The organism is Pseudomonas sp. BJP69 (genome assembly GCF_007633355.1).
Lineage (GTDB): Bacteria > Pseudomonadota > Gammaproteobacteria > Pseudomonadales > Pseudomonadaceae > Aquipseudomonas > Aquipseudomonas juntendi.
The window spans coordinates 1,802,146-1,814,731 of the sequence record NZ_CP041933.1; the positions used below are offsets into that span (position 1 = coordinate 1,802,146).

The 12,586-nt window shown below is 65.4% G+C and carries 10 protein-coding genes; 7 read left to right on the plus strand and 3 right to left on the minus strand.

Features of this window, described 5'->3' with window-relative positions; translation table 11 throughout:
- Positions 1–327: 327 nt before the first annotated feature.
- Genes dsbG through dsbD form a run of 3 tightly spaced genes read right to left on the minus strand, consistent with a single transcriptional unit; the run spans position 328 to position 3,639 of the window.
- Entirely contained in the window at positions 328–1,086 is a 759-nt protein-coding gene (dsbG, locus tag FPB55_RS08400) for a thiol:disulfide interchange protein DsbG (protein ID WP_009684803.1), read from the minus strand.
- Position 1,087: 1 nt separating this feature from the next.
- Positions 1,088–1,924, minus strand: a complete 837-nt coding sequence (locus FPB55_RS08405; RefSeq protein ID WP_009684802.1) for a TlpA disulfide reductase family protein — start codon at positions 1,922–1,924, stop codon at positions 1,088–1,090.
- Complete coding sequence (dsbD, locus tag FPB55_RS08410; RefSeq protein WP_009684801.1) at positions 1,924–3,639, minus strand: protein-disulfide reductase DsbD; 1,716 nt, start codon at positions 3,637–3,639, stop codon at positions 1,924–1,926. Before dsbD ends, FPB55_RS08405 begins: the two co-directional genes overlap by 1 nt.
- Before the next feature lie 694 nt (positions 3,640–4,333).
- Between dsbD and FPB55_RS08415 the strand changes: the two genes are divergently transcribed.
- The 7 genes from FPB55_RS08415 to FPB55_RS08445 are packed head-to-tail and all read left to right on the plus strand — an operon-like array spanning position 4,334 to position 12,529.
- The gene (locus tag FPB55_RS08415) at positions 4,334–7,165 is read left to right on the plus strand and encodes a xanthine dehydrogenase family protein molybdopterin-binding subunit (RefSeq protein WP_009684800.1); all 2,832 of its coding nucleotides are present in this window, start codon (positions 4,334–4,336) and stop codon (positions 7,163–7,165) included.
- Positions 7,158–7,694: a (2Fe-2S)-binding protein gene (locus FPB55_RS08420; protein WP_125854479.1), complete on the plus strand. Its 537-nt coding sequence runs from the start codon at positions 7,158–7,160 to the stop codon at positions 7,692–7,694. The genes FPB55_RS08415 and FPB55_RS08420 overlap by 8 nt, the downstream gene beginning before the upstream one ends.
- Positions 7,695–7,696: 2 nt before the next feature.
- On the plus strand, positions 7,697–8,908 hold the full coding sequence (locus FPB55_RS08425) for a cytochrome c (RefSeq protein WP_047150167.1): 1,212 nt from the start codon (positions 7,697–7,699) through the stop codon (positions 8,906–8,908).
- A gap of 3 nt (positions 8,909–8,911) precedes the next feature.
- Positions 8,912–9,883, plus strand: a complete 972-nt coding sequence (locus tag FPB55_RS08430; RefSeq protein WP_125854480.1) for an XdhC family protein — start codon at positions 8,912–8,914, stop codon at positions 9,881–9,883.
- Positions 9,880–10,470, plus strand: coding sequence for a nucleotidyltransferase family protein (locus FPB55_RS08435; RefSeq protein ID WP_144187961.1), 591 nt, complete (start codon positions 9,880–9,882; stop codon positions 10,468–10,470). Before FPB55_RS08430 ends, FPB55_RS08435 begins: the two co-directional genes overlap by 4 nt.
- Positions 10,471–10,526: 56 nt before the next feature.
- The gene (locus FPB55_RS08440; RefSeq protein ID WP_144187963.1) at positions 10,527–11,210 is read left to right on the plus strand and encodes a response regulator transcription factor; all 684 of its coding nucleotides are present in this window, start codon (positions 10,527–10,529) and stop codon (positions 11,208–11,210) included.
- The gene (locus FPB55_RS08445; protein WP_009684794.1) at positions 11,207–12,529 is read left to right on the plus strand and encodes an ATP-binding protein; all 1,323 of its coding nucleotides are present in this window, start codon (positions 11,207–11,209) and stop codon (positions 12,527–12,529) included. Before FPB55_RS08440 ends, FPB55_RS08445 begins: the two co-directional genes overlap by 4 nt.
- Positions 12,530–12,586 lie beyond the last annotated feature (57 nt).

Here is a 12,586-nt window from a genome sequence, read left to right on the forward strand (position 1 = left end):
GTGTCAAGTTTTTCCGCTGAATATTCAGTTTCTAGCAGTAGGTGCGTTTGTTGGGGGGTGATGCTTGTTGTGAGGGGCGTCTGAAGGATGTTTCTGACAATTAATTGATTAGTGGTATTGGGCGGGGCTTTTCAGTTTTTGGTGTGGGCCGTTTCCTACTGGCTTGTAAGGCGTATAGGAATTTTTATTATGAATACTCTATTTGTGATGAGCGGTATCGATAGTTCTGGTGCGCAATTAAGTGTTACAAGGTATAGCTTTTTTGCCGAATTCTAGATCGAGCACCGTGCGGGCGGCGCTCGCTATTTACAGCACTCACCTCAGGCGCTAGCGCTTGCCAAGAATCTTCCCAAGCATCTCCGGCCGTGGTGCGCCTTGCTGGCTCTGCAGCTGACCCTGATCATCCTGGTAGAAAATCGCTGGGGTGGCCTGCAACCCCATCTCTTCCATCAACGCCATGTTTGCCGCCAACTTTTGCTGAACCGCCGGCGGCACCTGCTTCAGCGCTGTCAGGGTGCTGGCCTTGCCGGCCTTCTCATGCGCGTGCAAAGCCTTGGCCGGGTCTTGTGCCGCCAGCAGGGCGGCCGACTTGCCTGGGCTGTCTTCGCGGATGATGCCGACCATGATGTGGCGCAACTGCACCTTGCCCGACTCGACCCAAGGCCGTGCCTGTTCCCAGAACATGTTGCAGTACGGGCAGTTGGGGTCGCTGAACAGGTACACCTTGCGCGGTGCATCGTCCCTGCCATCGGCGATCCAGGCGGTTTTCTCCATCTTCGCCCAGATTTCCTTGCTCATCGGCGCATACACCAGCTTTTCCAGCGGCTCTGCGCTCAGGTCCTTGCCCTGTTCGTCGAACAGGTTGCCGACCAGTACGTGCTTGCCGTCGGGCGTCAGGTACAGGGCCAGGGCGTTGTTCTGGTACTCGGCGGCGTAACCGCGCAGGCCGTTGGGGGCGTCGAAGCTGCCTTTGATCACGGCACCCTTGGCTTGCAGTTGCTGAACCGCCTTGGGCAGCTCTTCGGCCTGCAAGGCGGGGGCGGCCAGGAGGGCCAGGGACAGGGGCAACAGTGCAGTCAATCGCATTTCAGTTTCCTTGTGCGGCAGGGGCGGGCGCAGCGGCCCGCTCGAAAGGTTCCAGGGCATGGCGCAGGCTGGCCCGGGACAACTCCCCCAGGTGGCTACCGACCAGCCGCCCCTGGGCGTCATAGAACAGCGTGGTGGGCAGGGCCATCGAACCGACGCGTTGGGCCAGCAGGCCGGTGCCGTCGAACAGCACGTGGGTCAGGCTCAGGCCGGTGGTGGCGAGGAAGGTGCTGACGTTTTCCGGGGTTTCGCCCTGGTTGACGAACAGGAAGGTCACGTTCGGGTATTCGCTCTGCGCCTGCTGCAGCACCGGCATTTCGCGCCGGCAGGGTGGGCACCAGGTGGCCCAGAGGTTGATCACCAGCGGTGTACCGCGGTAGCTGTGCAGCGCCACGGGCTGGCCGCCGGCATTGCGCAGGTTCAGTTCGGGGAGTTCGGTGCCCTTGCTGTACAAGTGCCCGCCAAAGCTGGCCAGGCCCCAGAACAGCGCGCCGCTGAACAGCGCCCAGCCCAGCGGGCGGCGCAGGCCTGGGTGGCGCCAGCCCTGCCACAGGGCACCGCCCACGATACCCGCCAGGCCCGACCAGAACAGAAAGCCGCCATCACGGATGTCGATGATTTGCAGCGGATCGTCCCGGTACATCGGCCAGTACGCCAGCACGAACCCCGCCCGCGCGCTGAGCAAGCCAAGCAGAAACAGGTTGAACAGCGCCGACTCCGGGCTTTCACCGCCGCGCCGTGCGACCCACCAGCCGACCACGCTGGCGATCACCAGCGCGGTGAGCATGAGCAGGTGGTTCAGGGCCATGGTCAGCGGCCCCAGGGTCACGGTGAGCATCAGCCTTGGCTCCTGGTCTGGGCCCAGTGTTGCTGGAACGCGGCGGCGTCCACTTCACCGGTGATGCGCCGCGCGCGGCGCTCTTCGCCTTCTGGGCCGATCCAGATGATGCTGGGCGGGCCCGGTACTTGGTAGCGTTGTAGCAGCGCTTTGCTGGCGGGGCTGTTGGCGGTCACGTCCAGCCGCAGCAGGTGCACGCCGGCCAGCCCGGCCTGCACGTCGCTGCGGCTGAACACTTGTTTTTCCATCACTTTGCACGACACGCACCAGTCGGCGTAGTAGTCGAGCATGACCCATTGCCCGCGAGACTTGGCGGCATCGAGTTCGCGTTGCAGGTCTTCTGGGCGGCTGACGGTGACGAAGCTGTCCTCGGCATGCGCAGCAGTGGCTGGCGCGGCTGCCCCCCCGGCGAATGGGCGCAGGGGTTGCCAGAGGTCGTCGCCGCCGGCTGCCGCGCCGACCAACAGCAAGCCCCCCCACAGCGCCCCCAGCAGCGGCACTGCGCGCAGTGCCGGCAACCGCTGCAGGGCCGGCCAGGCTGCCCAGGCCAGGGCGACCAGCCAGGCACCGGCGAGTGCCAGCAGCAGGCTGGCCGGCAGCAGGCTGCGCACGGTGTACAGCGCCATGGCCAGGAACACGAAGCCGAATACCGCCTTTACCCGGTCCATCCAGGCGCCCGGGCGTGGCAGGTAGCGGTTGCCCAGGGTGACCAGCAACAGCAGCGGCACGCCCATGCCCAGGCCAAGGGCAAACAGCACCAGCGCGCCTTGCAGCACATCGCCGCTTTGCGCGATGTACAGCAGCGCCCCGGCCAGAGGCGCGGTCATGCAGGGGCCCAGCAGCAACCCGGACAACGCGCCCAGCAAGGCCGCACCATACAGGTTGCCGCCGCGGGTGCCTCGCCCGGCCCGGTCGAGACGATCACGCAGGGCGGCGGGCAACTGCAGTTCGAAGGCGCCGAACATCGGCAGGGCAAGGATGATGAACAGCCCCGCCAGGCTGCCCAGCAGCCAGGGTTGTTGCAGCCAGGCTTGCAGGCTGGCGCCTAGCAGCGCGGCGACCACGCCCAGGGCGGCGTAGACCAGGGCCATGCTCAGTACGTAGACCCCGGCCAGCAGCCAACCGCGGCGGGCGCTGGCACCGTTGCCCAACACCAGCCCGGCGAGAATCGGCAGCATCGGCAGCGAGCAGGGGGTAAAGGCCAGCAACAGGCCCAGGCCGAAGAAGGCCAGCAGGCTCCAGACCAGGTGCCCCTGTTGCAGGCCGCTGGCCAAGGCCTGGTCGCTGGCTTGTTCGGCGGCCGGCGCTACGCTGCCGCCCAGGTCGATGCTGGTGGTTTGTGGCGGGTAGCACAGGCCGGCGTCGGCGCAGCCCTGCCAGCCCAGGCGCAACTGGCCCTGGGCGTTGGCCGGCAGCAGCAGTTCAAGCTGGTCACGGTACACCGCGCTGTCGCCGAAGAACTCGTCGTGGTGGTTGAGTGCCGGCGGCAATTGCGGCTGTTGATCGCTCGGCAGGCCATCGAATTTGAGGCGCTTCTGATACAGGTAGTAGCCCGGCTTGATCTGGAAGTACAGGCGCATCTGGCCGTCGGCCTGGCGGTCGTGGGTCAGTACGAAGGCCTGCTCGACCGGCAGGAAATCGGGTTTGACGTCGAACGGGTTGGCTTGCAGGGGGCCAGCCAGTAGCAGTGTCAGGAAGAGCAGGAGAACGCGCATGTCTTCGCCTTGGCAGATCGGGGAATGGGGCCATGCTGGCTGGGGTTGATTAAATGAAGGTTAACGGCGGTTTTGAAGGGGGTGTGAGGGTTTTCGGTGTTTGACGGGGGATTTGCAGCGCCTGTGAGATCGAGCGCCGCCCGCGCGGCGCATCGCGAGCTGCGCTCGCTCCTACGCTTGTTTCGGGCCAGTTACGCCTGTGAAAGGCGCGCGCGACCGCCTTGTTTGTACGGCACGGTATTGAGGCATGCGCCAATGCGTTCGCGCGCAAATCCCACAGGCATAAGCATCGCGAGCTGCGCTCGCTCCTACGCTTGTTTCAGGCCAGTTACGCCTGTGACAGGCGCGCGCGACCGCCTTGTTTGTACGGCACGGTATTGAGGCATGCGCCAATGCGTTCGCGCGCAAATCCCACAGGCATAAATGGCCCGAAACAAGCGTAGGAGCGAGCGCAGCTCGCGATGCGCCGCGCGGGCGGCGCTCGATCTCCCAAGCGCCGAATCTCCAAAGGCGAACACCTATCAGCCCAAGCACGGATCCCCCGCTTAAAACCCGACTCACCGCGACATATTGTCGGCTTGACTTTGCCTGTCCTCGCTAAATTGCTGTAAAGTTGACGTTCAGGTCAGCTTTCTGCAAGCCAGGCCCAGAATCAGAAGAAAGGGCAGACCCTCGACTGCCCAGAGGATCAAGCATGTCCAACCGTGATATTTCCAGGCGCGCCTTCCTGCAAGGCGGCCTGGTCGCTGGTGTCGGTGTGACCATGGCGCCACTTGGCAGCCAGGCGTTCGCCGCGCTGATGGAGGAACGCGTCACCGCTTCGCCGCAGAAGTGGATGAACCATGACGGCAAGGCGCGTTTCCGTAACGATGCGTTGTCCAAGGTCTGCGGCGACAAGGTGTTCGCCCGCGACATCCGTGCCAAGGACATGCCGGGCTGGCCGGTGCAACAGGGCCATGCCTTGTTGCTCAAGGCCACCAAGGCTGACCGCATCTATGCCGGGCATGACCTGAGCCTGCTGGGGGCAGACCTGCAACCAGACCGTGTCGTCACCGCCGCCGACCTGGAACAGGACGGCATCGCCTGGCCCGAAGCGCACTCGCCCGACCCGCTGCTGCCGCCTGGCAAGGTACCGATGTTCATCGGCCACCCCGTGGCAATCCTGATCTGGCACGATTTCGAGCGTTTCCGCCAGGCCAAGCGCAAGCTGCAGTTCAACGACCAGGCGATCCGCTACGGCGCCCAGGCGCCGCTGTACCAGCGTGACCCCTATGGCAGCTTCCGCTTCGTGCGGGTGGGCGGCGCCACGCCGTTCGACGACGATGAGTTCTCCAGCCTGAAGAATTCCATGCTGTTCCCCACCATCCTCAACCGCAAGCCGGTGTGGTCGAAACAGCCCAACCAGCATGGTGACCTGACCGAGCAGGGGCTGTTCTACGCCAACCGTATGGCCGAACAGCTGGACAACCCGCCCGAGGACTGGCTGGTGTTCGACGAGCGCTACAAGACGCCGTCCATCGAACCTGCCGCGCTGGAGCCGGACAACGGCAATGGCTGGTACGACCGGGCCAGCGGCACGCTGCACTTCGTGGTTGCCACCCAGTGCCCGTTCGAAGTGGCGCAGGAATGCGTGCACATGATCAAGCCGTCGCGGTTTGCCCTGAACACCCTGAACATGCACCCCGGCTACACCGTGGGCTACGGCTCCAAGGACAACAACATCTTCGTTTTCTACGCTGCCGTGGCTGCGTTGTACGGCGACGGGGTACCGGTCCGCCTGGCCAATGACCGCTACGAGCAGTTCCAGAGCGGCATCAAGCGCCATGCCTTCGATATCCGCTACCAACTGGCGGTGGACAAGAAAGACAACAGCTTCAAGATTTTCCGCGCCGACATGAGCTGCGACGGTGGCGGGCGCATCAACTACAGCCCGTCGGTGGCCGCAGTGGGTGCGACCGCAGCGCAGTCGATCTATTACATGCCGCAGAACGACCTGTCGGTGACTGCCTATTACTCGCGTGGCGTGGAGGCGGGCTCCATGCGCGGCTATGGCACCCTGCAGAGCATGGCGGCGACTGAAATGATGGTCGATGAAATCGCCGGCCGCCTGGGCGTGGATGCCATCGATCTGCGCCGTGCCAACGCGCTGAAGTCGGGCATGAAGAACACCCAGGGCGCGGTGCCGGCCGGCGCCCTGCGCCTGTACGAAATTCTCGACAAGGCCGCCGTGCACGACCGGTGGCGCAACCGTGACGCACGCAAGCAGCAGATGGATGCCAAGGACCAGGATCACTGGTACGGCGTGGGTTTCGCCATCTGCCAGAAAGACTTCGGGACGGGCGCGGAAGCGCCGATGGCCAGCGTCGAGTTCAGCCGCGACGGGCGCATCAGCCTGCGCCACATCGGTACCGAACTGGGCACTGGCATGTCCACTTCGCAGGCCCTGGTGGTCAGCGACTTCCTTGGCCGTTCGGCCGATGAGGTGCGCACTGCCGTTACCGAGTGGCCAGAGCTGCAACTGACCACCAGCGGCAACCCGTACCTGATCAGCCAGCCCGAACAGGACGCTGCCCTGCGTAACCCGCGCTGGGTGGGCAAGCTGGCGTCGCCATCGTCGGCGACCAACTCGGCGTTCTATTTCAGCCACGCTACCCGCGAAGCGGCACGGGTACTGTTCAACCACGGCCTGTGGCCGGCGGCCATGGCCATCTGGCGCCAGGGGCCTTACGGCGGGCAGGCCAACCCGCTGGTGGTGCGCCGCGAGAACGCTGTGTGGGTCAATGGTGAGCTGACCGGCAACGGCCTGGCTCCGATCCCGTTCGCCCAGCTGGCGCAAAAGGCCCATGACATGGGCCTGGTCACCGGTGTGAGCGTCCACGGCTTCAACCGCTGGAGCTGGGCCGAGGCCGACTTCGTCATCGACGGTGTGCGCGAGCGCTTCCCGCTCGACGCCGTGGCCGTGAAATACGGCGACGGCGCGGTCAACGCCAAGAAAGCGCAGATGAGCAGCCACGGTTATCACCTGCTCGACCGGCAGAACGCGGCGTACCCCGATACCCAGCTGAACAACGCCATGGTCACCTACTACAGCCCGGTGGCGACCATTGTCGAAGTCAAGGTCAACAAGGGCACCCACGAAGTGCAAGTGCTCAACCACCACAGCTGGGTCGAGTGCGGCCGGGCGCTGGTGCCGGAGCTGGTCAAAGGCCAGCTCGAAGGTGGCATCGCCATGGGTATCGGGCACGCCCTGACCGAAGAAATGCCAATGTACGAGGGCGGGCCCGGGGAGGGCGACTGGAACTTCAACCGCTACCGCCTGCCGCATGCGCGCGATGTGGCGGTGTGGCAGCAGACCAGCGAAATTCTGCCGCCGCTGTCACCCACCGACCCGTCCAAGGGCATTGCCGAAGTGGTGATGATCCCGGTCGTCGGTGCCATCGGCAATGCCGTTGCGCATGCCATTGGCAAGCGCGTGCGCGATCTGCCCATTACCCCAGCCCGTATCAAGGAGGCCCTCAATGGCTAACCGCCCACTGCAACTGACCCTCAACGGTCAACCGGTCGGCCCGGTCGAGGTCCCCGACGACCTGGCGATGCTCGACTACCTGCACGAATACCAGAACCTCACCGGTTCGCGCCTGGGCTGCGGCCAGGGCATCTGCCACGCCTGTGTGGTGATCGTGGACAACCCGGACGGCACCTGCGAAGAAGTGCGCACCTGCATCACCGGTGCCCACTACTTTGCAGGCAAGAAAGTGCGCACCATCGAAGGCCATGCCAGCAAGGACGAGGCCGGCAAACTGACGCTGAACCCGATCCAGCAGAAGTTCGTCGACCTGTTCGCCTTCCAGTGCAGTTACTGCGCACCAGGCTTCGTCAACGCCGCTACCGTGCTGGTGGAAACCGCCCAGCGCCAGCCGCTGAACAAGAGCGAAGTGCAAGACCGCATCGAGGCCAGCCTTGGGCACCACATCTGCCGGTGCACAGGCTACGTGCGTTACTACGACGCCACCCGCCAGGTGCTCAACGACCTCGGCCTGGTCAAGGAGGGTTGAACATGGGCTTCGTACGTAGCGCATTGGCGCTGGCGTTGGGTGTTGCCGTCAGTTCGGCGGCCCTGGCTGCCGATGAAGCGCAGGTCAAGCGCGGTGAATACCTGGCCCGCGCCGCCGACTGCATGGCCTGCCACACCGCCGAAGGTGGCGCACCGTATGCCGGCGGCCTGCCGATCCATTCGCCGTTCGGCACCATCTACGGCAGCAATATCACCCCGGACAAGCAGTACGGCATCGGCAACTACAGCGCCGACGAGTTTTTCGCAGCAGTCACGCAAGGCAAGCGCAAGGATGGTGCCAACCTTTATCCCGCGATGCCTTACACCTCGTACCACCTGATCAAGCGCGAAGACTCGGACGCGATTCTTGCCTACCTGAAAACCGTACCGCCGATCAACCGCCCGGCCCCGCAGACGGCGCTGCGCTTCCCGTTCAACGTGCGCATGGGCCTGAGCGGCTGGAACCTGTTGTATGGCAAGAGCGTGCAGCTGCAGCCAGCCGAGGGCAAAAGCCCGGCCTGGCAGCGTGGCCAGTACCTGGTCGAAGTCATGGGCCACTGTGGCGAGTGCCATACCCCACGCAATGCGATCGGCGCACTGCAGCAAGACCAGCGCCTGAGCGGCGGCCTGCTGGCGGGTTACCTGGCGCCCAGCCTGCTGGCGCAGGACCTGGCTGAGCGGGGCTGGACCCAGCCAGACTTGACCACCTTCCTCAAGCACGGCATCAGCGCCCAGGGCAGCATGTTCAACGAGATGTTCCCGGTGGTGCACCACAGCACCCAGCACCTGGAGGACGCCGACCTGGCGGCCATGGCCACCTACCTGCTGGGCGACCAGCCACCCGCGGCCAAGGTCATCCAGCCGGTTGCCCTGGCGCAGATGAGCGACAGTGCCCAGCGCGGCCACCAGCAGTACCTGAACGTTTGCGCCGGCTGCCATGGGGTCGACGGCGAGGGCAAGCCACACGTCGCCGTGGCCATGCAGGGCAATACCGTGCTGCGCCAGGCCGACTCGCGCAACCTGGTCAAGGTCATCCTCGAAGGCATCCGCGAACAACAGTTCACCGGCTTCGAGCGCATGCAGCCGATGCCTGGCTTCGCCGGTAAGCTGGATGACCAGCAGGTGACGGACATGGTCAACTACCTGCGCCAGGCCTGGGGCGGATTGCCCGGTGACCTGAAGGTACAGCAGCTCGCCGAGCTGCAGGCGGAGTAACCGGTGCAGCATCTCGATCTTCAGGTGATTCGCCAGGCCTTGCAGTGGTCGTGCAGCGGTCAGCAGGTGTGGTTGTGCACGGTACTCGCCACCTACGGTTCGGCGCCGCGTGCACCGGGGTCGCTGCTGGCGGTCAACGCCAGCGGCCAGTGGCTGGGTTCGTTGTCTGGTGGCTGCGTAGAGGACGACTTCCTGCACCGTGTGGCCTTGGGCGAGTTCGCCGAGCCGGTCACCCTTGTGCGTTACGGCGATGGCAGTGACCCCCGCTCGGGCATTCGCCTGCCGTGCGGCGGGGTGCTGGAAGTGCTGGTGGAAAACCTGGCGGCCGAGTGCGACGTGCAGGCCCACCTGCGCGAGTTGCAAAGCGCATTGCTGGGGCAGCGCCGGTTGTTGCGCGAAGTGCGCCTGCCCGACGGCAACCGCCAGTTGGTGCCTGACACCAGCCAGGGGCCGCGGGTGCAGCGTGAGCCCACCTGTGTACGGCTGCGCGTCGGCGCCGCCCAGCGCCTGCTGCTGGCGGGCTATTCCAGCGTGGCGCACTGTTGCGCCGAGTTCGGCAAAGGCCTGGGCTTCGAAGTGATTCTCTGCGAGCCACGTGATGAAGTGCTCGACGGCGTGCACCTGGACGGCATCGAGCTACGCCGCGAGCTGCCGTCGGAATTTATCGCCAATGGCGGTTGCCATGCCGACACGGCGGTGGTTGCATTGACCCATGATCCGAAAATCGATGACCTGGCCATGCTTGAAGCGGTGCGTACAGAAGCGTTCTACATCGGCGTGATGGGCTCGAAGGCCACCTCTGACAAGCGTCGCGAGCGCTTGCAGCGCATCGGCGGCCTGAGTGGCGACCAGTTGGCGCGTATCCACGCGCCGATCGGCCTCAACCTGGGTAGCAAGACACCGGCCGAAATCGCCCTGGCGGTACTGGCCGATATCTTGCGCCTGCGCAACGGGATTGGGCGGGCGGCGCTGTGAGTGTGGTGGCGTTGGTGTTGGCGGCTGGCAGCAGCGTGCGCTTCGGCGGCGACAAGCGCCGGGCGCTGATGTCGGACGGTCGCAGCCTGCTGGTGCACAGTGTCGAACGTGCCTGCGCGGTGTTCGATGAGGTGCGGGTGGTGTTGCGCGCCGGCGAACGGGCAGAGGCGCTGGGTTTGCCATCGGCGTGCCGGGTCATTTCCAGTGTCGATTGCGCACAGGGCATGGGCCATAGCCTGGCAGCCGGCGCCGCCTCGCTGGCAGATTGCGAGGCGCGGGCGGTAGCGGTGGTGTTGGGCGACATGCCCTGGGTGGCGCCCGCCACGCTTGGCTTGCTTGCACGCCAGGCCGGTCCGTCAACCATAGTCCTGCCTTGGCATGCCGGGCGGCAGGGCCATCCGGTGTTGTTCGGCCGTGATTTCTGGCCGGCGCTTGCCCAGTTGCAGGGTGATGAAGGGGCGCGGTCGGTAGTGAAGGCTCATCCAGAAAGTTGCGTAAGGGTGCACGTGCAGGACGTCGGTGTGCTGCAGGATGTCGACAGGCCAGAGGCGCTGAGCTCGCCCAGCCCACCTGCAGAGGGTTCATAATCCCCCCTTAATCCCTTCATAGTGCAATGCCAGCCACACCACTGGGAGCCCACACCATGCACGTTCTGCTCTGCGAGAACGACGACCTGATCGCCGCCGGCATCTGCGCCGGCCTTACAGCCCAGGGCCTGACCGTCGACCGGGTGGGCAACGCCGCCGCTGCGCGGGCCATCCTGCAGGCGGCGCAGTTCGACGTGATGATCCTCGACCTGGGCCTGCCCGACGAAGACGGCCTCAAGCTGCTGCGCCGCCTGCGCGAAAAAGGCGAGACCTTGCCGGTACTGGTGCTCACCGCGCGCGACGCCGTCACCGATCGCGTCGATGGCCTGCAGGCCGGTGCCGACGATTACCTGCTCAAGCCCTTCGACCTGCGCGAGCTGGCTGCACGCCTGCACACCCTGCTGCGGCGGGTGGCGGGGCGGGCGGTCAATGTGATCGAGCACGGCCCGCTGCGTTACGACCCCAGCAGTTGCGAGGCGACCCTGGCCGGCCAGCAGGTCGACCTTTCCCGCCGTGAACAGGCGCTGTTGCAGGCCCTGCTGCAAAACCCCGGGCGGGTGTTGTCCAGCGAGCAGTTGAAGGACTGCGTGTATGGCTTCAGTGACGAAGTGGAAAGCAACGCCCTGAACGTGCATATCCACCACCTGCGGCGCAAGCTCGGCAACGGTATCGTCGAGACCGTGCGCGGCCTGGGCTACCGCCTGGGCCCGGCGCAGGCACCGGAAGAGGCTGCACCATGAGCCTGCGGGTACGCTTGAGCCTGATCCTGGGCAGTGCCTTTATCATCATCTGGGTGCTGGCTGCGGCATGGATGCTGCGCGACCTGCGCCAGCAGATGATGTTTTCCCTCGACCAACGGCTGGTCGCCTCGGCGCGCATGGTCGCCGGGCTGATCGACCAGTTGCCGCAGCCATTGACGGCCAAGGGCGGCGAGGCGCATTTCTCGGCCGACCAGTTCAGCGTGCCGGACGGCATGGCCTGCCAGGTCAGCTCGCTGCGCGGCGAAATCCTCGCCAGCAACCACAAGCACGATGGGACCATGGATGACGAGCGCAGCGGCTTCCGCGACCAGACCATCGACGGCGCTTCGTGGCGCACCTTCACCTACAACCATGGGGATGTGCGCATCACCACCGCCGACCGGCATATGGAGCGTGAAGCGCTGAACCAGTCGATCCTGCTGGCGGCTTCGGCGCCGGTGCTGATGGCCCTGCTCGGTAGCCTGGGGTTGTTGTGGATCGGCCTGGGCAAGGGCTTGGAACCGCTCAACCGCATGCGCGATGCCTTGCGCCGCAGGCGCGCCGACAGCGTGGAGCCGTTGCAGGTGGCGGGCCTGCCCAGCGAGTTGCAACCGTTGCTGGACACCCAAAACCAGCTGTTCCTGCGCATTGCCCAGACCATCGAACGCGAGCGGCGCCTGACCGACGATGCTGCGCACGAGTTGCGCAGCCCGTTGACCGCAATCAAGACCCACCTGCAGGTGGCGCGCATGACCGATGGCGCCGTGCGCGAGCAGGCACTGGAGCATGCCGAGCAGGGCGCCGACCGCATGCACCGTACCCTTGAGCAGTTGCTGATGCTGGCACGGGTGGAGGGCAGCCTTTCGTTCGAGGATGGCGTGCAGTGCAGCGCCGAGCAGGTGGCCCGCCAGGCCGTACAGGACGCCGGTGGCGGTGACAACCGGCGTATCGTGTTGCGCCTGCCTGAAGAGGCCACGCAGATCTACCTGGGCATGCCGGCGCCGCTGGCAGTGGCCGCGCTGCGCAACCTGCTGGACAACGCCCTGCGCCATGGCGGCGAACAGGCAGTGGAGTTGGAGGTGCAGATGGCTGACGGGCAGGTGGGCTTCATGGTGCGTGACCATGGGCCGGGGATTGCCGAGGCGGATCTGGAACACCTTACCGAGCGTTTCTGGCGCAGCGGGCAGAGCGGTGGTTGCGGGCTGGGGTTGGCGATCGTGCAGGCGATCGTGCAGCGGTGTGCCGGTAGCCTCAGGTTCGACAGCAGTAGCGATGGCTTGCGGGTGTGGTTGCAAGTGCCGGCGCGTTCGAGCAGTTGATTTTCCTTGCCTGTGCCGGCCCTTTCGCGGGCTTGCCCGCTCCCACAGGTACTGCAC

Coding starts and splice junctions, on each gene's coding strand:
- dsbD (WP_009684801.1), bottom strand. CDS start 3,639: ATGCGCGTTCTCCTGCTCTTCCTGACACTGCTACTGGCTGGCCCCCTG.
- FPB55_RS08405 (WP_009684802.1), bottom strand. CDS start 1,924: ATGCTCACCGTGACCCTGGGGCCGCTGACCATGGCCCTGAACCACCTG.
- FPB55_RS08440 (WP_144187963.1), top strand. CDS start 10,527: ATGCACGTTCTGCTCTGCGAGAACGACGACCTGATCGCCGCCGGCATC.
- FPB55_RS08445 (WP_009684794.1), top strand. CDS start 11,207: ATGAGCCTGCGGGTACGCTTGAGCCTGATCCTGGGCAGTGCCTTTATC.
- dsbG (WP_009684803.1), bottom strand. CDS start 1,086: ATGCGATTGACTGCACTGTTGCCCCTGTCCCTGGCCCTCCTGGCCGCC.
- FPB55_RS08420 (WP_125854479.1), top strand. CDS start 7,158: ATGGCTAACCGCCCACTGCAACTGACCCTCAACGGTCAACCGGTCGGC.
- FPB55_RS08415 (WP_009684800.1), top strand. CDS start 4,334: ATGTCCAACCGTGATATTTCCAGGCGCGCCTTCCTGCAAGGCGGCCTG.
- FPB55_RS08425 (WP_047150167.1), top strand. CDS start 7,697: ATGGGCTTCGTACGTAGCGCATTGGCGCTGGCGTTGGGTGTTGCCGTC.